At 46.9% G+C, this 18,626-nt stretch carries 16 protein-coding genes; 4 read left to right on the forward strand and 12 right to left on the reverse strand.

Annotated elements, in window-relative coordinates:
- Positions 1 to 2: 2 nt before the first annotated feature.
- From OB236_RS15190 to OB236_RS15210, 5 genes are all read right to left on the reverse strand, one after another.
- The gene (locus OB236_RS15190) at positions 3 to 1,133 is read right to left on the reverse strand and encodes a Fe(3+) ABC transporter substrate-binding protein (RefSeq protein WP_262684750.1); all 1,131 of its coding nucleotides are present in this window, start codon (positions 1,131 to 1,133) and stop codon (positions 3 to 5) included.
- Between the two features lie 204 nt (positions 1,134 to 1,337).
- Positions 1,338 to 2,741: a HAMP domain-containing sensor histidine kinase gene (locus OB236_RS15195; protein ID WP_262684751.1), complete on the reverse strand. Its 1,404-nt coding sequence runs from the start codon at positions 2,739 to 2,741 to the stop codon at positions 1,338 to 1,340.
- The gene (locus OB236_RS15200) at positions 2,738 to 3,415 is read right to left on the reverse strand and encodes a response regulator transcription factor (protein ID WP_262684752.1); all 678 of its coding nucleotides are present in this window, start codon (positions 3,413 to 3,415) and stop codon (positions 2,738 to 2,740) included. Before OB236_RS15200 ends, OB236_RS15195 begins: the two co-directional genes overlap by 4 nt.
- 461 nt (positions 3,416 to 3,876) lie before the next feature.
- On the reverse strand, positions 3,877 to 5,415 hold the full coding sequence (gene guaA / locus OB236_RS15205) for a glutamine-hydrolyzing GMP synthase (protein ID WP_076235505.1): 1,539 nt from the start codon (positions 5,413 to 5,415) through the stop codon (positions 3,877 to 3,879).
- A 151-nt stretch (positions 5,416 to 5,566) separates the two neighbouring features.
- A complete protein-coding gene (locus tag OB236_RS15210) occupies positions 5,567 to 5,995 on the reverse strand; it encodes an Lrp/AsnC family transcriptional regulator (protein ID WP_262684753.1) in 429 nt (142 codons plus the stop codon).
- Positions 5,996 to 6,123: 128 nt separating this feature from the next.
- Here OB236_RS15210 and OB236_RS15215 point away from each other — a divergent pair, with 128 nt between their 5' ends.
- Entirely contained in the window at positions 6,124 to 6,870 is a 747-nt protein-coding gene (locus OB236_RS15215; RefSeq protein WP_262684754.1) for an MBL fold metallo-hydrolase, read from the forward strand.
- 100 nt (positions 6,871 to 6,970) lie between these two features.
- Here the strand turns inward: OB236_RS15215 and OB236_RS15220 are convergent, their stop codons facing one another.
- From OB236_RS15220 to OB236_RS15250, 7 genes are all read right to left on the reverse strand, one after another.
- On the reverse strand, positions 6,971 to 8,410 hold the full coding sequence (locus OB236_RS15220; protein WP_262684755.1) for a polysaccharide deacetylase: 1,440 nt from the start codon (positions 8,408 to 8,410) through the stop codon (positions 6,971 to 6,973).
- 139 nt (positions 8,411 to 8,549) lie between these two features.
- Positions 8,550 to 9,719, reverse strand: a complete 1,170-nt coding sequence (locus OB236_RS15225; protein WP_262684756.1) for a serine hydrolase domain-containing protein — start codon at positions 9,717 to 9,719, stop codon at positions 8,550 to 8,552.
- A 93-nt stretch (positions 9,720 to 9,812) separates the two neighbouring features.
- The gene (bcp, locus tag OB236_RS15230; protein WP_262684757.1) at positions 9,813 to 10,277 is read right to left on the reverse strand and encodes a thioredoxin-dependent thiol peroxidase; all 465 of its coding nucleotides are present in this window, start codon (positions 10,275 to 10,277) and stop codon (positions 9,813 to 9,815) included.
- A gap of 112 nt (positions 10,278 to 10,389) precedes the next feature.
- Positions 10,390 to 11,685 (reverse strand): serine hydrolase domain-containing protein, encoded by a 1,296-nt coding sequence (locus OB236_RS15235; protein ID WP_262684758.1) that lies wholly within the window; start codon positions 11,683 to 11,685, stop codon positions 10,390 to 10,392.
- 245 nt (positions 11,686 to 11,930) lie between these two features.
- Complete coding sequence (locus OB236_RS15240) at positions 11,931 to 12,719, reverse strand: ABC transporter permease (RefSeq protein WP_076235512.1); 789 nt, start codon at positions 12,717 to 12,719, stop codon at positions 11,931 to 11,933.
- Between the two features lie 4 nt (positions 12,720 to 12,723).
- Positions 12,724 to 13,518, reverse strand: coding sequence for an ABC transporter permease (locus OB236_RS15245; protein WP_076235513.1), 795 nt, complete (start codon positions 13,516 to 13,518; stop codon positions 12,724 to 12,726).
- On the reverse strand, positions 13,511 to 14,587 hold the full coding sequence (locus OB236_RS15250; RefSeq protein WP_262684760.1) for an ABC transporter ATP-binding protein: 1,077 nt from the start codon (positions 14,585 to 14,587) through the stop codon (positions 13,511 to 13,513). The genes OB236_RS15245 and OB236_RS15250 overlap by 8 nt, the downstream gene beginning before the upstream one ends.
- A gap of 246 nt (positions 14,588 to 14,833) precedes the next feature.
- Here OB236_RS15250 and OB236_RS15255 point away from each other — a divergent pair, with 246 nt between their 5' ends.
- From OB236_RS15255 to OB236_RS15265, 3 genes are all read left to right on the forward strand, one after another.
- On the forward strand, positions 14,834 to 15,985 hold the full coding sequence (locus OB236_RS15255) for an LCP family protein (RefSeq protein ID WP_262684761.1): 1,152 nt from the start codon (positions 14,834 to 14,836) through the stop codon (positions 15,983 to 15,985).
- Positions 15,986 to 16,132: 147 nt separating this feature from the next.
- Positions 16,133 to 16,930, forward strand: a complete 798-nt coding sequence (locus tag OB236_RS15260; protein ID WP_076235515.1) for a PhzF family phenazine biosynthesis protein — start codon at positions 16,133 to 16,135, stop codon at positions 16,928 to 16,930.
- A 40-nt stretch (positions 16,931 to 16,970) separates the two neighbouring features.
- On the forward strand, positions 16,971 to 18,317 hold the full coding sequence (locus OB236_RS15265) for a glutamate-1-semialdehyde 2,1-aminomutase (RefSeq protein ID WP_262684762.1): 1,347 nt from the start codon (positions 16,971 to 16,973) through the stop codon (positions 18,315 to 18,317).
- Positions 18,318 to 18,626: the final 309 nt, after the last annotated feature.

Raw genomic sequence — 18,626 nt, forward strand, 5'->3', positions numbered from 1 at the left:
GCTTACTTCCAGCCTGCCTTGTTAAGAAGTTCGGTCGCTTTTTTGTTATGATCGCCCAGCTTCGCAAAATCGATTTGTTGGGATTTGAACGTCCCCCAGGTTTTTAATAGCTCCGGCTTGTCCGCCGCTTCATTAACCGGGAACTCAAAGCTGCCTTGCGTCAGAAGGGTTTGGCCTTCTTTTGAAGTCATATATTCGATAAGCTTGATCGCGTTGTCTTTATTTTTGGCATTCTTGGTCAGACCCACGCCGCTAATATTAAGATGAGTACCTGTTGTGCTTTGGTTTGGGAAAAAGACACCGATGTTCTGGGCTACTTTGACTTCTTCCGCATCCTTGGACGCCAGCATTTGACCTACATAATAGGTATTCATAATCGCAACATCACCAACTTTGGCGGCAATAGCCTTGGCTTGGTCACGGTCTCCACCTTCCGGCTTGCGGGCCAGATTAGTAGCAATGCCTTTGGCCCATGCCTCAGCCTTTGCTTCTCCATCGAGTTCAACGAATGAAGCTACTAGTGACTGGTTGTACAAGCTCGTTGAAGAGCGGGCCAACACCTTCCCTTTCCACTTGTCTGTGGCCAGATCCTCATATGTAGACAATTGCTCCGGTTTAATCCGGTCCTTAGCATACACGATAACCCTTGCACGAGTGGCTATACCAATCCAGTTATTATCCTTGTCGCGCCACTGCTTAGGTACGTTCTGGTCAACACTAGAAGACTGAATCACTTGCAGTACACCGTTCTGCTTGGCATAATTCAATACGCCTCCGTCTACAGTAATGAACAAGTCCGCCTCTGAGCTAGCACCTTCACGCTTCAAACGTTCAACCAGCTCTTCGGCCGTACCTTTGATTTCATTGACTTTAATACCTGTTTGTTTCGTAAAAGCGCTGAATAATACGCTATCTACATCGTAGTGTCTGGCTGTAAAAATGTTAACAACCTGATCCTTGCCAGTAGCCGGACTTGCTGCTGGCGCTTGTGAAGAATTCGCCGGGCTGGTACTCTCTGCCTTTGGCTGTGGCGTGGAAGAAGTCCCACCCGTTGTAGGGCTTGAACCGCATGCGGCTACGATAAGTGACAGGATGATCAGCAGCATGGTACTGAATAGGGCTTGCTTTCTCATTTGAAATCTACATCTCCATTCGTTATAAAGTAATTGATATTAATACTCATTCTCAATGAGCAGACAAAAAAAGACTCCTCTCTCTTATGTACCTTAAATCGTTTGAGTTCTGTAAATGATAATGAATATCATTACCAGTTGAGCTCGACTATTTAACATTATAGCTTACGAAAATGAGAATTTGATGTGAAAAAAAATATTTCTTTACCTTATTGGTAAAGAAATACATACGGTTGTACCTTTATGTTCAATACTTTGCAATGTCATCGTTCCGTTATACATTTCTACCAGACGCTTGGCAATCGCTAAACCAAGACCATGTCCTCCCTGCCCGCTACCCCGTGCCCTATCCACACGATAAAAACGATCCATGACAAAAGGCATATCGGATTCGGGTATGCCTATGCCCGAATCGATTACTTCTATACAAGCTGCGTCTTCATTCACGGTGGCGCGTATGCAAATGGTTTTGCACTTCTCTGAGTACTTGAACGCATTATCCAACACAATGAGCAGAATTTGCTCTAGATGCTGGGCCGATATCACCAGGGATACCGACTTAAATGCTCCCAGTTCGGCTTCTAAATGAAACGTTGGGTGAAGCATAGCCATATTCCTAAGCATGGCTCGGATTGCTTGCTCAGGATCCGTCACTTCATAGTTGTAAGACGGGTCAAGTTTCTCTGCACGACTAAGTGTCAGAAGCTCCTGCACCAGCATTTTGAGACGAGCAATCTCTTGAATCGAAGCTTCTAGCGATTCCTCCAATATGGCAGGATCATTTTTTCCCCACCGCTGCAGCAAGGACAAATGCCCCTCTACAATGGCCACCGGAGTTCTCAGTTCATGAGAAGCATCCTCGACAAACTGCCTTTGCTGTTGAAAGGAGCGCTCCACTTGATCCATCATGGTATTGAACATGACCATTAAGGTAGCGATCTCATCCTGGTTATCGTTTGGCTGCATTCGCTCGTGCAGCCCTTTTTTCTTAATGTTCCGGATCGTTTCCGCCATCGCTTGTAAGGGCTTAAGTAATTGACCTGCTAACAGCCGTCCACCGAGGCCGCTGACTACTACAGCCCCCAGACCGCATATAACCATCACGTAGAAGAAGGCGTCCGTCAGCTTCTCGAAATTCACGATATTTTTCACAATTTCTACAGTCCCATTGAATCTGAAAATCGTAAGCGGACTTCTCATAATAACTAAACGGTCATTCGTTTGTTTCATCCCGATCAACTCTGTCGTGCTTACAGATTTAGCCTCCACCCACTGCTCTGGAATATCATCGGATACAGTCAGGATTGGCTCTCCCTTTTCATTCAGAACACGAATAAGCTGATCGCGGCGATTGATTTTTTCGAGAAAATTACGCAATTGCACGAATTCAGCTTCCTCAAAGGATACCTCGTTCTCCAGAAAGTAATTCAGAATCTCTCTCATATCCTGCTGTGTATTCGCTTCTTCCTGCTTGATCATCCATCTTTCCACAAAAACATATTGCACTATATTGTAAACCGCGAATAGCAAAACGAGCAGCAGGGTAGACCAAATTGTCAGCTTCCACTTCATCGGAACTTGAGCGAATCGTAAGGGTAACCTACTCATCGTCTCATCACATAGCCAATGCCGCGTACGGTCTGTATGCAGCTGTCCTCATTGGGATTATCCATTTTGTTCCTCAAGTAACGCACATACACATCTACCACATTCGTTTCCACCACAGCATCAAAGCCCCATACCATATCCAGCAAAGCTTCTCGGGCCAGCACCCGATTCATATTCCTCATGAAGGCTAAAAGCAGGTCATATTCTCTCTTAGTCAGATCAATGGTCCTGCCACCCTTGGTCACATTCCTTGAATCGAGATTCATTGTAATGTCCTGAAAAGTAAGAAGCTGCATCACCGTCTCCGAGCTATCTTCCTGTCTTCTAAATACCACCCGTATGCGTGCCAGCAGTTCCTTAATCGCAAAAGGTTTAGGTATGTAGTCATCCGCACCACTGTCCAATCCAGAGATCCGATCCTGTAGGCTGTCCCTGGCTGTTAGCATAATAAGCGGTGTTCTCTTTACCTCACGTATACGGCGGCACACTTCAATTCCATCCATACCAGGAAGCATAAGGTCTAATAAGATAACACCCCACTCCTGCTGCAAAGCCAGCTCTAACCCCCGCTTTCCATCATAAGCAACCGTCACCTCAAACGATTCATGCCGAAGCTCCAATTCAATAAAGCGCGATAAATTTTTCTCGTCTTCAATGAGCAAAATGGTTTTCATCGGCTCCCCCTTTTGTTTGAGAATCCTTATCAACTAGTACGGAGGTAATTATAAAAGAAAATGGAGAGTTCCACAACCAGGATGAACAGTAAAAAAAACTCGGCCTTTACGACCGAGTGATATTATTTTCCATTATGGACATCATTCTGAGCATCAGCTTGTTCGCGGTTGAAAATGGGTATCCTTTGCCCATATGGCAACCGTTGCGTGTATGCAGTCCGTGTTTCCAAATTGAATTGGTTACTGGCCCCAAATTTCGAGGTTTGTCTGAAATCCTCAATTAGTTCTTTGAAATTGGTCATAAAAAATACTCCCTTCTATTTGCTAAACATCGCAAATAAAAGAGAGTATTTTCTTGCACTCTATTGTTGCAGGTGTACGTGGAATCTCAGTATCGCCAACGCCGAAAACCCTTATACATCAAGGCTTTCAAGCGATTGACGACACTGATTTTTTCCGGCCTACTCCCACTCAATCGTAGCCGGTGGCTTGGACGTAATATCGTAAACAATACGATTGACGTTATCCACTTCGTTAACAATCCGTACCGAGATTTTCTCCAACACGTCCCAAGGAATACGTGCCCAGTCGGCTGTCATCCCGTCAATGGAAGTAACCGCACGAATACCTACGGTGTACGAATAAGTACGGGCATCGCCCATTACACCAACGCTTTTCATATTAGGCAGCGCCGTAAAGTACTGCCAAATTTCGCGGTCCAAGCCCGCTTTGGCAATTTCATCACGCAGAATCGCATCGGACTCACGAACAATCGTAAGCTTCTCCTCGGTAACCTCGCCAAGCACACGAATCGCTAGACCCGGACCCGGGAATGGCTGACGCCAAACGATTGCCGCTGGCAGGCCACATTCCTCGCCAACCTTACGCACCTCATCCTTGAACAAAGCACTCAATGGCTCAACGAGCTTAAATTTCATATCCTCTGGCAATCCGCCTACATTGTGATGCGATTTGATCGTTTGCGCTGTTGCCGTTCCGCTTTCCACGATATCTGTGTACAACGTACCTTGCGCCAGAAAAGTGAAATCGTCGAATTGAGCCGATTCCTCTTCAAACACGCGAATGAACTCCGTACCGATCAGCTTGCGCTTTTGTTCAGGATCGTCTACACCGCTCAATTTCCCCATAAAACGATCACGTGCGTCGATTTTGACCACTTTCAGTCCAAATTTGCCGACAAAGGTTTCCATCACGCTTTCTGCTTCCCCTTTGCGGAGCAAGCCATGGTCAATAAACATACAAGTCAATTGGTCACCAATCGCCTTATGCAGCAAAATGGCCACAACCGAGGAATCGACACCGCCGCTCAATGCACATAGTACTTTTTTGTCGCCAACCTGATTGCGGATATCCCGAATCGTGTCCTCGATAAAGCTTTCCATCGTCCAGTTGCCTTCACATCCACAGACCTCATACAGGAAGTTGCGAATAATGTCGTTACCGTAAATGGAGTGGCGTACCTCCGGATGGAACTGCACAGCCAGCAGGTTTTTACCTGGATGGCTCATGGCTGCAATCGGCGCGTGCTCTGTACCAGCATCAACAACGAATCCTTCAGGAAGCTCTACAACATGATCGCCATGACTCATCCATACGGTTTGCTGCTTATCCAGACCTTGAACCAGCAGACAATGATCGGCAAAATCAACCTCTGCCTTGCCATACTCGCGCTTGGACGCTTTTTCTACCTTGCCCTGAAGCTGATGCGCCATTAATTGCATCCCGTAGCAAATTCCGAAAATCGGAATGCCTAAATCATAGACAGCGGGGTCTACCAGCGGAGAGTTGTCCCCATATACACTGGACGGTCCTCCTGAAAATACGATACCTTTAGGCTGAAGCTGCTTTAATTTCTCAGCAGATGTATTGTAGGGAAGCAGCTCACTGTACACACCCAGATCTCGAATCCGGCGTGCTATCAGCTGGTTGTATTGGCCACCAAAGTCCAATACCACGATAATTTCATTTGGCTTGTCCATAATTTCCTCCTAAATAGGCTCTAAATCAATAGACATAATTATAAGCTTCCGCCAAGGAAAGGGCAATGCCCCTCCATGAAAATGATGAAAACCACAGCAAAAAGTTCGGCGTAACGCTGTTTTTAACCACAAAGCTTATGTTCACGCATCATTATTTAATTCTGCCTATAGACAGACTGAGTCGATAATTCCCATAATTCAGCAGATCATCCAAAAATTCATTCAGCCTCATATTGTCGTCCACGAATATACGCAGCCAGTAACAGCCTTCGCCAGTAATCCGATGCACTTCCTGCACGCGACTATCCCGCTGCACAAAATCCTGAAAGGTTTGATGGGAGACGGTTGATTTCATGTAAACGGTAATCAGGCCATGCAGTGACTTGCCGATTTTCTCCGGATTCCATTTTAACGTGTAACCTTCAATAACACCAAGTTCCTCCAGCTTGCGAACTCGGGCACCAACCGCCTGACCTGTTAAATGAACAATTTGTCCGATCTCCTTGTGTGTTCGGGTAGCCTTTTCCAGCAGACATTCCAAAATAAGCAAATCCACATCGTCGATTGTATAAGTGTTCAAGCTGAAGCTCCATTCCTTTCATCATGAAAAGGGAATCAGGAATTGTCTTTCATTTGTATATTCCCCAATAGCTCTTATTTCTCTACAATGTGTATAAATCCTTTTTAACTATACCTGGAGGTTATCTGATGAACATACAGCTTATACGTAATGCTACACTATGGTTGGAATACGGTGGAGAGACAATCCTCGTTGACCCTATGTTCAGTGAGGCCGGAGCAAATCCCCCTATTATCAACACGGAAAATGACAGACGTAATCCACTGGTGCCTCTTCCGATCGCTCTGGAAAAGCTGCTGAACCCCAGTCTGGTCATTGTAACACATACACACCTCGATCATTGGGACGTGCCAGCTATGGAGAAGCTGTCCAAGCAGATTCCACTCATTTGCCAGCCTAATGATCATGCGTCTATGACAGGCAGGGGCTTTCAGCATGTCAATCCAGTCGACAAGGAACTGCGCCATAACAATCTCACCTTGTACCGAACCGAAGGCCGTCATGGCACAGGCGACATCGGTCGGGCTATGGGGCCAGTCTCTGGCTTTGCTCTGCAGGCACCAGGCGAGCCGACCTTATACTTGGCAGGTGATACGATTTATTGCGAAGAAGTCGAGGCTGCGCTTGACGCCTACAAGCCTGAGTTCACGGTGGTCAATGCGGGAGGGGCACGATTTGTTACAGGTGATCCCATTACGATGACAGCAGCAGATATTGCTCAAGTTTGCCACCATTCGTCACATACGCAGGTGATTGCTGTCCATTTGGAAGCAATCAATCACTGTTTGGAAACACGAGCAGACCTTCGATCCCAATTACAAAAAGAAGACCTGATGAATCGGGTGAGCATCCCTCTGGATGGTGAATGGCTGTAACGAACCCTGGTTTTTCTGTGCCGTTCAACAAACCCTTAATAATTTGTGGATAAAAAGGGGTTAAATGTGGATGGATTGTGGATAAGTTGAGTTATTGATTCTACAACCGCAGGTTCATCCCCACTTGAACCTTCATCACCCCGTCCTCTGGGCCATAGGTTGCGATGCCGATTCTGAGCTTATCCAGCGTACCCCGCAGTGGCACATAAACGGTACCCTCCTGCAGTTCCATTTGCGGCAGATGGATCGTCGTTGTGGTGCCGTGGTCGCGTACACGCAGCTCTTGTTGGACAAAATCATATTCCAGCGTATGCAGCCCATAATGGGCAACAGCTGTTCGCTGCTCACCGCGCCATTGTATGTCGCCACCCAATGACTCCATTAACTGACGCAAAGGTACCTGATAGTGACCATCCTTGAAACGATAATGCTCGGTATCCAACTTAAGACTCTTTCTAGCCAGCAGCACTTCAAGAGGCGCTGCCGCGGTACGTGTATGATTCGTCAATAATAAACTCCCTTTGGTTCCGACAACAGTTGATGTGGATACACCACCGGCAGTTTCTTGGATCATTGGGCTGGATTCACTATGATTCGCCTTGTCTGCTGCCTGCTGCGCATGTCTGCTCTGTTCGAGAGCAGACATTGCCAGCTCGTGGACTTTGGCCTCAGCCAGTTGTTTCTCATACCCCGCTTCGCTTGATGGGCGCGGCTGCTGTACCTTACCCACAGCAAAATGCTTCGGCTGTACCGATGGTTGCAGAACAGCAAACACGTATCCTTTTTGCTTGAACAATCGTATAATTTCAGGCAGCGCCTTCACGGTTTGCTCGTGTCCGGTTCCATCGTGCATCAGCACGATAAGCTCATCCTGGAACGGCCCCTTGCGAACGGTCTGGATGATTTCCGATGCGGGCACGCCAACTCTCTTGGAATCACCGCTGTCGATATGCCAATCGTGCACCTCATACCCCGCCTGATCCAAATAATAAAAGTAAAATGCATCAAAATTACCGAACGTTCCGCCCGGCGCACGAATCAAAGATGGCCTGATATCCACAGTCTCAGCTAATATGTCCTCTGTCCGCTCAATCTGCTCCCAAAACGAAGAAAAGCCTTTGTACAGCTCACCATATACATGATTATATGTATGATTGCCAATAGCATGGCCTTCAGCCACCGCTCGCTTTACGAGGTCAGGATAAGCTTCCACCTGCTTGCCCAATACAAAAAACGTCGCTTTTACCTCTTCCTGCTGTAAAATATCGAGTACTTGTCCAGTCAGCTTGCTTGGACCGTCATCAAAAGTCAAATAAACGGTTGGCTGCTGTGGAGCCACGTACACTTTATCCTTCCAGACCCGCTCACCTTTTTTTAATTTCAGATAAACCTCATGAGAATCTGGCTCCCCCACCACAGGTTCTGTCTCGGCATAGATACGATTAGAAAAACAAAATAAGGCTGCCAAACAAAACAACAAATAACCCAGTATCAACCTTTTGTAATAGGTGTGTGAGCGAGCATGCAGGCCACTTGGCATTAGAAGTAACCCTCCGAATCATCCGTTATTTTACTAGACTATATGGTTCGGCTGCACAAAAAAGAACCGTACAGCCACAAGTGGCTGACGATTCTATGGTTCTGTTATTGGTCTATCTATCGTTATTGGTGCTCACTGCTCACTTATCCTTCATTTGCTTGAAGCTTGTCATAACGGCATTCAAATTGTTGACCCCATCCGCATTAGCAGGCAGTGGTGAGTCGGATCGAATCGCTCCGACTATTTTCTCCAGCAAGGATTCTGTAACGAACGAGTTGGCTGTGCTTGCGGTAAATACCGCTATCAGATTTTGCTTGGGCAGCACATAGATGCGCTGTCCACCTGAGCCCGCAGCATAGAACATATTAATGCGATTTGCCGTTCCTTTGGATTCAATATTTTTCAGCCACCAGAAGTAACCGTAGCTGCCCAGTGAACCATCGGCAAATTCCTGATCATCATGCTTCTTCAAGGTAGCTTCAATCCATTTGGTAGAGAGAACCTGCTGCTTATCCCAAAGTCCATTGTGCAAGTATAAATATCCGATTTTCGCCAAATCCCGTGCTTTCATATGCACCGAGAAGGCGCCAATATCAATATTTTGTGGATCGGCATACCATTCCACGTCCTTAATGCCGAGCGGTGCGAACAGCTTCTGCTCCGCATATTTAGCCGTTGGCATATTCACAGCCTTTTGCAAAATAGCCGACATCAGATGCGCATTTCCGTTGCTGTAATTAAAGTCCTTGCCCATCTTCCCAACCAGTGGTTGATCCAGTATATATTTGACCCAATCGCTGCTGTCGACCATTTCGTTGGAGGAGCGCTCTCCTTCATTGTCCCATTTCAGCCCTGATGTCATCGTCAGCAAATTTTCAATCGTAAGCGCGCCTTTGTCCGGACTGGTCGCAACCGCTTGAGGCAGCACCTCCGACAGCTTTTGGCTCACACCCTTTAATTTACCTTCATCGATCGCGATGCCTGTTAGTGCTGAGGTCAAACTCTTCGTAGCTGATAAAATATCCTGAGCTACATCAGGCGACGCATCTGCATTATAGCCTTCAGCCAGTATATAACCGTTACGTACCAGCACAAGGCTATGGATGTTGTTCCCCGGAACCTGCTTCATTACATCGGCAAGCGCCGTCGAATCCATCCCCTGAGCCTCAGGAGTCGAGCTCTTCCATTGCTCCGTAGGCCAATAATCAGGCTTTTTTAATTCCTGAAGCTGCTTGATGATCTCACGGTCCGAGTATACATCCGCTTTGGTTTCCTTTTGATTCCCGCAGGCGGTGGTAACAGCAAGCATTACCATTACCACCAACGTACAGGCAGCTATATATCGGCTCTTACTCGAAAGATACCTCATCTCTCTACCGTCCTTTATTTATATAATAATAGCTTATTCTTCTGCCGCTTGAAGAACTTCGGTCACATGATTTTTAACCTTAACCTTGCGCCACTCCTTAACCAAAATACCCTGTTCGTCAATAAGAAAAGTTGAACGCACCACGCCCATATATTCTTTACCGTACAGCTTCTTAAGCTGCCAAACGCCAAACAGCTCACTGACCCTATGATCGGGATCGGACAGCAGTTCAAAGGGGAGATCATACTTGGCAATAAATTTATGATGAGATTTCAGATCATTCGGACTGATTCCCAGTACAGTTGCATTCAAGGCGTCAAATGCTCCGTTGGCATCGCGAAAATCACAAGATTCCTGAGTGCAGCTGGGTGTCAGATCAGCCGGATAAAAATAAATAATAAGTTTTTTTCCAAGATATTGCTGGAGGGATACAAGCTCGCCGCTGCTCGAGGGCAATGTAAAATCAGGAACCTTTTGTCCCACTTCAAGCTGTGACATTCTTTTATCCACCTTTCCTATGTACGAAACTTGCATTTGTACGAACCCATTCTATGTACAAACCAGGATAACCGATATCGGATATCCTGAGCTGTGAAATGCTTGAGATCTTCTATTCCGGCTTGTCTACCATTGCCTTAAAGGCTTGAAGTGCAGCAGTAAGTCGCGCCTCTCCCGCAGCATTAGCAGCTAATGGCTGGTTCGATTTGACCGCCGTGGTCGCTTTGAACAGCATACCTTCTGGCATGTAGTCTTCCTTCTGGTTATTGCCTGTAAAAGCCATAATCAGATTTAAATCGGGAACTACAAAGATACGCTGTCCACCCGAGCCTGCTGCATAAAAAGCATCATGATCAAGTATCGCGCTTCCCGAATTGGAAACCGGCTTGAGCCACCAAAAGTATCCATAGCCGCCGCGTGTGCCATCTGCGTAATTTTCAGCTACACGCTGCTGAACGGATGCCTCGACCCATGAGCGCGGTACAATTTCCTTGCCTTCCCATTGACCTTTTTGCAAATACATCAATCCAAACTTGGCCATATCCCGAGTCGTAAGCTGCAAAGACCAGGCCCCAATTGAATATCCTTGCGGATCGACTCCCCAGGACATATTCGTAATGCCGAGCGGGTCGAACAGCTTGGATTTGGCATACAGGCTGATCGGTACACCCAGCGCCGTCTGCAATACACCGGACATCAGATGTGCATTGCCATTACTGTAGTTGAATACCGTTCCTGGCTGGCTCGTCACAGGTCGCTCCAAAACATACTGCAGCCAGTTCGGTGAATCCGCCATTTCATTGGAGGAACGCTCACCTCTGTTGTCCCATTCAAGCCCCGAAGTCATCGACAGCACCTGTTCCACCGTTATATTGCCTTTAGCCGCATCACGCTCAATACCAGGGAAAAAATCCTTTAGCTTCTGGTCCACACCCGTAAGCACATGTTCGCCTATCAGCATCCCTGTAATCGCGGATGTCACGCTTTTGGTCACGGAATAGAGCGGCTGCCGCGTGTCTGCATCCACTGCCTGACTATAACCTTCTGACAATACATATCCATCCCGAATCAGGACGAAGCTGTGCACATTGTGATCCTTGAAATCCTCGACCATTGCCGCAATGGACGCCGAGTCAACTCCATGCTCCTCCGGTAATGCAGTTTTCCAGCCTGCTGTTGGCCAATAATCCGGCGGCAGAATGCTTTCCATCGACTGCACCACCTTTTGCCCCGAATAGGCTGTCGGTTCCCCCTTGGCAGGGGTCTTACTACAGGCAGCTGTAGTCAACAATATCGCACTTAATAAACAAATAGCAGCTGTACGCAGCCCCACCAACGACCGACCGACTCCATTTTCGGAAGCTCTTGTGGATCGACGGCCTTTATTCTCTAATTCTGTATCCAGCATCCCGCTTCCCTCCAAATCCTTTCTCTATACGTTCAGTATGTAGGGTTATGTATTTCTGTCCAGATTAGTCATGAACCCCTCTTTTTAAAACTATAGGCCGAATTTATGAAGAAAGAATGATGCGAAGCTGAATATAACCTGAATTTAACATTAAAATATTTCCAAATGTACGCATGTACATTTCCGTTGATAAAAATACCTCCCCCACTGTTCAGGTAGAGAAGGCTGTTCAGAAGCGGAAACATTTACGATCCTGCTCCGCGGTAACGCTTGACACCAATGTTCCAAACCGTTAAACCGAACGCCAGGAACACCAATCCGACAAGAGGTGTCAGCAAAGCAAAACCTCCCCAGTTTGCACGATCCAGAAAATACGCAGCCGGGAAAAAACCGACAAAACCAAACGGTAATACCCAAGTCAGCAAGAAGCCAAGCAGCTTGTTGTAAATCGTCATCGGATACCGTCCATAGTTCTGCAAATTGTAGATCAATGGTAAAATTCCGGTTGGGGAGTCCGAGAAAAACGAGGTGGCGATAAAGAAAATATAGATGCCCCCGTAAATCATGATCGAACCGGCCACAAGCACAATCAACACCAAAGGATCATACCAGGAAAGAGTTAGACCCAGATGTGACCACGAATACATCATAATTAAAAATCCGGTCAAGGCGCTGAACAAGGAGGACGGATCCATATTTTCCAGCATAAGCTGTACCAAATTGTAAGCGGGCCGGGTCAAAATTCGATCCATTTCCCCCTTCACAATGTATTTTTCCGTAAATCCCCACAGACTGAAGAAGGCGCTGAATATACCGAACGGAACCATAAAATAACCATACACGAACAAAACCTGCTGCTCGTTCCACTCGCCAATCAATTGTGTATGCTGAAACACCACCAGTATGAAGAACAAATTCAATCCATTAAACAAGAGATCAGACAATACTTCAATCCAAAAATCCGAACGGTAGCTAAGACGTGTCTTCATATAATTTTTCAAATAATCAAGCACCAGGCCTGCATAAAATGCCATACGATCAACCTCCCTGCACGAACAGCCGTGTCCGAGCGCCGCGCCACAGCAAAGCTAACGGCACAATAAGCAGCACGAACCATAAAAGCTGCACACCTAATACTTCATATACGGCGCTGCCGGTCACTTTACCGGTAAATACGGCGCCGGGCAAATACGTAATTGCCTGAAACGGCAGCAGCTTCAGGACCCCTTCAGCCCAGCCAGGGAAAAATGAGATTGGCACGACCAATCCGGAAAACAAGTCAACCATCACCCGCTTCATCCGCATCATGCCCTCATTATTTTCCAGAAAAAAAGCAAATAGCCCAGTTATGATATTAATTTGTGAATTAATCAGGAAGCTTAGAAATAACATAATCATAAAGACAACCCATATTACCGGATCGGTAGGCAGCTTAACCGGAAACAGCAGCGAAACCACAACCATTCCCGGAGCCATAAACAGAAACAGCCGAAAGATGCCCTCACCGAAGCCCTGCATCATTTTCACAATAATATAGTTGTAGGGGCGAATAAATTGAATCGCAACACTGCCATCCTTGATTTCACTAGCAATTTCGCGATCCAGATTGTTAAAATAGAACGCCCGAGCCATCCATGAAACGGCTACATAGGTCGTCATTTGCGCCACCGTCATACCGCCCAGTGTCTCGCTAGTCCCGTAGATCGCCTTCCACAAAAAATAATACGCACCTATGTTAAGCGCATAGATGATAATTCCGCTGTAGTAATTGACGCGATAAGCCAGCATCATGAGAAACCGCATGCGGATAATCTCCATATAAGCGCTAAGCATGCGAGTTCACACCCTTTTCCTCCGCTGCTTGTGCGGAATCGTCTTGCAGGGCGGGCTTGGACTTCACTTCGGCAGAACCGGATTTATAAATTTCCCTTACGATGTCATCTGTGTTCGTTTCGGTAATTTTGATATCCTCAATATTCATCACACCGACTACGCGGCTGAGAACATCGGAGACGTTGGCACCATTTTGCGGAATCCACACCCGGGCAGTCCCTTCATCATCTGCTGACCAATGCACGTCCATACCTTGTGTCAGCTCCCTCAACCGGTCAAGCTGTACGGCTTCGGCAAATCGCATAATGATATCTTTACCCTTGCCCCATTTTTCTTTCAGCTCGGCGAGTCCGCCGTCATATATAATACGTCCATCATCGAGCATGATGACCCTGGAACAGAGTGCTTCAATGTCCTGCAAATCGTGCGTTGTCAATAAAATCGTTGTTTCGTAACGCTGGTTCATCGACTTGAGAAATTCGCGAATTTCCGTCTTCACTACAATATCGAGACCGATGGTCGGCTCATCCAAAAATACAATCTGCGGGTTGTGCAGCAAGGATGCTGCCAGCTCACAGCGCATTCTTTGGCCCAGACTCAGCTTACGGACAGGCCTGTTCAACAGATCCGCGAGCTGCAGCCGTTCAACCAATTCACTTAAACGAGGCTTAAAGTCAGCTTCAGAGACACGATACACCTTTTTCAACAGCTGGAACGACTCAATCACGCCGATATCCCACCATAGCTGGCTGCGCTGACCAAATACAACACCGATCCCTTTCACAAACGCTTCCCGCTCTTTGTAAGGGATGTAGCCATTCACCTTGATACTGCCGGAGGTAGGAACGAGAATACCCGTCAGCATTTTGATCGTTGTCGATTTGCCGGCCCCGTTCTCGCCGATATAACCGCAAATTTCCCCTTTGTTAATTTGAAAGGAGATGTCCTTGACCGCTGTAACTTGGCTGTACTCCCGGTTGAACAGGTCACGTACGGCCCCTTTAAGTCCTTCACGCGTTTTCTGAATCTTGAATTCCTTACGTAGGTCATTCACTTCAATGGCAAACATAGCTTCCTCCTGTTGAAAATCATTTCAGCATATTTATGTACGGAAGTTCGACAAAATATCCGATTTCATGAAACTTGATATCAATAAAACAAACGAACTATAATTAAGATAGAAAATGAAAACAGAGAAACATTTCCTCCTTGACTGAGGTATGATTCTGCAGCTTTTTCAAACCCTATATATGTTATGATACACGAACCCGGTACAAATCAAAAGCAAATCGACAGAATGAAAAGGGGGCGCACAATGATTAGGAAATTGAAGTGGTCGCTGTTGGCTATATGTCTGCTGCTCTTGTGTGGTGTCGGATATTATACATATGCTTTTTTGAATTTCGCCAATCATATCCAAAATAAGCCAGGTTCTGGCAATAAACCACTCAGTACCATGTCGACAAAAAACACGTCGAAAAACGTCGAAACCTATTTGCCGCCGAAGTGGGAGGGCAACCAACGTGTCAATGTTCTGCTGCTTGGCGGTGATTCACGGGGTATGAAACAAAACGAGGTGCCGCGTTCAGACTCCTTAATTGTCGCTTCCATAGATCCAATAACCAAAAAAGCACACCTCTTTTCAATCATGAGGGATACATACGTGAAAATACCCGGGTACGGTGAGGACCGCATCAATGCGGCCTATGCTTATGGCGGTGCTAACCTGACGATGAAAACGGTAAGCGATCTGCTTGGCATCCCTATCCAATATTACGTATATACCGATTTCAAAGGGTTTATCGCACTAGTGGACGCCATTGATGGCATCGATATCGATGTAGAGAAGAATATGAAATATTCGGATGCTGAGGATGGCCACGAATATGATATTAATTTAAAGAAGGGGATGCAGCATCTCGATGGCAAAATGGCGCTGCAATATGTTCGCTTCCGTCATGATGCCTTAAGCGATTTCGCTCGTACCGAGCGGCAGAGGAATTTTGTTCAGGTTGTTCTTAAAAAGATGCAATCTACCTCTTCCCTTCTCAAAATCCCACGTATACTAAGCAGTATTGACCCTTATATACAAACCAATCTGTCTACGACAGATATGATTAAACTTGGTTCACTCGGTTATGAGGCGAAAACCGAAGGCTTGATCAGCCAGCAGATTCCTCCATCCGAGCTGCTGCTTGAAAAGAAGGTTGGAGGAGCAGATGTTATCTCGGTAAATCGGGATAAGCTGCAAGTGTTCATCAAGTCACTCTTGAATGGACAAGACTCAAAAACAAATATGACGAAAGACGTGAATAGCAAAAACAATGTCGTAGAAGCTGACCAGCGAGCAGGTACCAGTTCCAGCAAAAATGCAACTGTGACAAATAAACCTGTCTTACCTGCTGCAACAGCTCCAAGCAATAAGCCAGCGGCAGTCAATAAGCCCCAATCCAGCTCGAATCCATAGTGAGCATAGAATTACGTAAGAACCCCATAAATATCCAGACTATTATCGCATCCGCAGTGAAAGCTGCTCTACGCCACTCTATAGTGGATGGGGCGGCTTTTCCTATAGAATTGATTTAATCTATTTTTCCAAAAGGAGCTGTTTCGAATGATCCCTATTTATACTGTTGATGCCTTCACCTCTACTCCTTTCTCTGGAAATCCGGCAGCTGTCTGCATCCTTCAGGAATTCCCTGATGACGACCATTGGCTGCTCAAGGTGGCCAAGGAAATCAATCTGTCCGAAACCGCCTTTTTATGTGCAATGGGAAATGGCAGCTACCGCCTGCGTTGGTTCACACCTGAAACCGAGGTCGATCTGTGCGGTCATGCTACATTGGCCTCTGCCCAGGTCATATGGGAAACAGGGGCTGCCTATGGAATCGAGCAGCTTCGATTTCACACCAAGAGCGGGGTGCTGACAGCCAAGCGATTGAATAATGGAATCGAGCTGAATCTCCCTGCAGAGCCTCCTGCCCCTGCAGAAGCTCCCCCTCAGTTGCTTGAGGCGTTGGGCAGTGTAACGCCTGTAGCCATTTATCGCAATCGTCTGGATTATATTGTGGAGCTTGAGTCAGAAGGAGCCGTACAAGAACTAAAGCCTGATTTCAAAATACTTAAAAACCTGCCCAGTCGGGGCTTGCTCGTCACAAGTAGGTCTGATAACCCGGATTATGATTTTGTAGCCCGCTGCTTTTTCTCTCCGGTAGGCGTCGATGAAGATCCGGTAACAGGCTCTGCCTACTGTGCATTGGCACCCTATTGGAGGGACAAGCTGGGCAAGAGTACAATGACAGCCGCTCAATTATCCGAAAGAGGCGGTAGGCTAAAACTGCAGACAGCCGACAGTAGGGTACTGATTCAAGGACAAGCCGTTATCGTAATTAAAGGGCTTCTGCTCCATTAAACTTCCTGATACCTATCTTACATAATGAAGGAGCTTTTCTATGACTGAACCTCATACTAACAGCCAGGCCGGACCGCGTTCCGAGTATTTGTACAAAGAGGCCCTCCAGCACATCGTTGGCGGGGTCAACAGCCCATCCCGCTCCTTCAAAGCAGTCGGTGGTGGTGCCCCGATATTTATGAAACGTGGCCAGGGTGCATACTTTTGGGATGAGGATGGCAAAAAGTATATCGATTATTTGGCTGCATACGGCCCCATTATACTTGGACATGCCCATCCGCACGTGACAGCAGCCATTTGTCGTGCCGCTGAGAACGGTACCTTATTCGGTGCACCGACAGAGCTAGAAATTACCTTTGCACAGATGCTCAAGGCCGCCATCCCCTCATTGGATAAAGTGCGCTTTGTCAATTCCGGTACTGAAGCTGTAATGACTACCATACGTGTCGCTCGTGCGTTTACTGGACGCAGCAAAATTATTAAATTTGCAGGCTGTTATCATGGTCATTCCGATCTGGTGCTGGTCGCGGCAGGCTCTGGACCGTCCACACTGGGTATACCAGACAGTGCAGGCGTACCGCCCAGCATAGCAAGTGAGGTCATTACCGTTCCTTATAATGACATTGAAGCGCTGAAGGAAGCACTCGACAGATGGGGCGACGAGATTGCTGCTGTGATGATTGAACCGATTGTCGGCAATTTTGGTATGGTTATGCCGATACCCGGTTATCTGGAGCAGTTGTGTGCAGCTACACGCAGCAATGGTTCTCTCGTCATTTACGACGAGGTGATTACCGCATTTCGCTTCCACTATGGCTCAGCGCAAACCTTTGATGGCCTTCAGGCAGCAAGCCTTTCAGCCATCGAGCCAGACCTCACGGCCCTTGGTAAAATCATCGGCGGTGGACTGCCGATTGGTGCCTATGGTGGCCGTAAGGAGATCATGGAGCAGGTAGCTCCCTTAGGTCCGGCCTATCAAGCCGGGACGATGGCGGGGAACCCTGCCTCCATTTCTGCAGGCATTGCATGCCTGGAGGCACTGCAGGAGCCGGGCCTTTATGACCGGCTCAATGCACTGGCAGCCAGTCTCGAAGCCGGACTGGCCCAAGCCGCGCGCAAGCACGGCATTGCGCTGACGATCAACCGCATCCGCGGGTCGTTGTCTACCCACTTCTGCGATCATCCTGTGAGTAATTACGACGAAGCACAGGACACGGACGGCGAACAATTCGCTCGTTTTTTCCGATTGATGCTTGAGCAGGGGATTTGCTTAGCACCTTCCAAATATGAGGCCTGGTTTATGACCGCTGCCCATACAGAGACGGATATTACGGCAACTATAGCAGCGGCAGAGCATGCATTTGCCGTTATGGCAGCTAATCGATAACAGTACGCCCTCATCCATAACCCCAAATAACGAACTATTATCTGACTAAGATAATAGTTCGTTCGCTTTTACAGAGATCGAAAAAAGTTATATTTTTCTCTTTATTCACCAATTATGCACAATAAATAACGCTTACATCTGCGTTTTACCTATAATGTTCTATTGTGCCTAGCGCTATTTCGTGATATCCTATCTATACTCTGTTTCTGGTAAATTAGCAGATTCTTGGGCTTTCAAGCAATATTCCAGTTCAATTTGTTGCTTATTTTATCAATCCCGGGTTTTACGTCTCCTTTTGGCTATACGTAT

This window comes from Paenibacillus baimaensis (genome assembly GCF_025567575.1).

Excerpts from the sequence above, each read along its gene's own strand:
- OB236_RS15190 (WP_262684750.1), bottom strand. The coding sequence starts at position 1,133 with ATGAGAAAGCAAGCCCTATTCAGTACCATGCTGCTGATCATCCTGTCA.
- OB236_RS15195 (WP_262684751.1), bottom strand. The coding sequence starts at position 2,741 with ATGAGTAGGTTACCCTTACGATTCGCTCAAGTTCCGATGAAGTGGAAG.
- OB236_RS15200 (WP_262684752.1), bottom strand. The coding sequence starts at position 3,415 with ATGAAAACCATTTTGCTCATTGAAGACGAGAAAAATTTATCGCGCTTT.
- guaA (WP_076235505.1), bottom strand. The coding sequence starts at position 5,415 with ATGGACAAGCCAAATGAAATTATCGTGGTATTGGACTTTGGTGGCCAA.
- OB236_RS15215 (WP_262684754.1), top strand. The coding sequence starts at position 6,124 with ATGAACATACAGCTTATACGTAATGCTACACTATGGTTGGAATACGGT.
- OB236_RS15220 (WP_262684755.1), bottom strand. The coding sequence starts at position 8,410 with ATGCCAAGTGGCCTGCATGCTCGCTCACACACCTATTACAAAAGGTTG.
- OB236_RS15225 (WP_262684756.1), bottom strand. The coding sequence starts at position 9,719 with ATGCTTGCTGTTACCACCGCCTGCGGGAATCAAAAGGAAACCAAAGCG.
- bcp (WP_262684757.1), bottom strand. The coding sequence starts at position 10,277 with ATGTCACAGCTTGAAGTGGGACAAAAGGTTCCTGATTTTACATTGCCC.
- OB236_RS15235 (WP_262684758.1), bottom strand. The coding sequence starts at position 11,685 with ATGCTGGATACAGAATTAGAGAATAAAGGCCGTCGATCCACAAGAGCT.
- OB236_RS15240 (WP_076235512.1), bottom strand. The coding sequence starts at position 12,719 with ATGGCATTTTATGCAGGCCTGGTGCTTGATTATTTGAAAAATTATATG.
- OB236_RS15245 (WP_076235513.1), bottom strand. The coding sequence starts at position 13,518 with ATGCTTAGCGCTTATATGGAGATTATCCGCATGCGGTTTCTCATGATG.
- OB236_RS15250 (WP_262684760.1), bottom strand. The coding sequence starts at position 14,587 with ATGTTTGCCATTGAAGTGAATGACCTACGTAAGGAATTCAAGATTCAG.
- OB236_RS15255 (WP_262684761.1), top strand. The coding sequence starts at position 14,834 with ATGATTAGGAAATTGAAGTGGTCGCTGTTGGCTATATGTCTGCTGCTC.
- OB236_RS15260 (WP_076235515.1), top strand. The coding sequence starts at position 16,133 with ATGATCCCTATTTATACTGTTGATGCCTTCACCTCTACTCCTTTCTCT.
- OB236_RS15265 (WP_262684762.1), top strand. The coding sequence starts at position 16,971 with ATGACTGAACCTCATACTAACAGCCAGGCCGGACCGCGTTCCGAGTAT.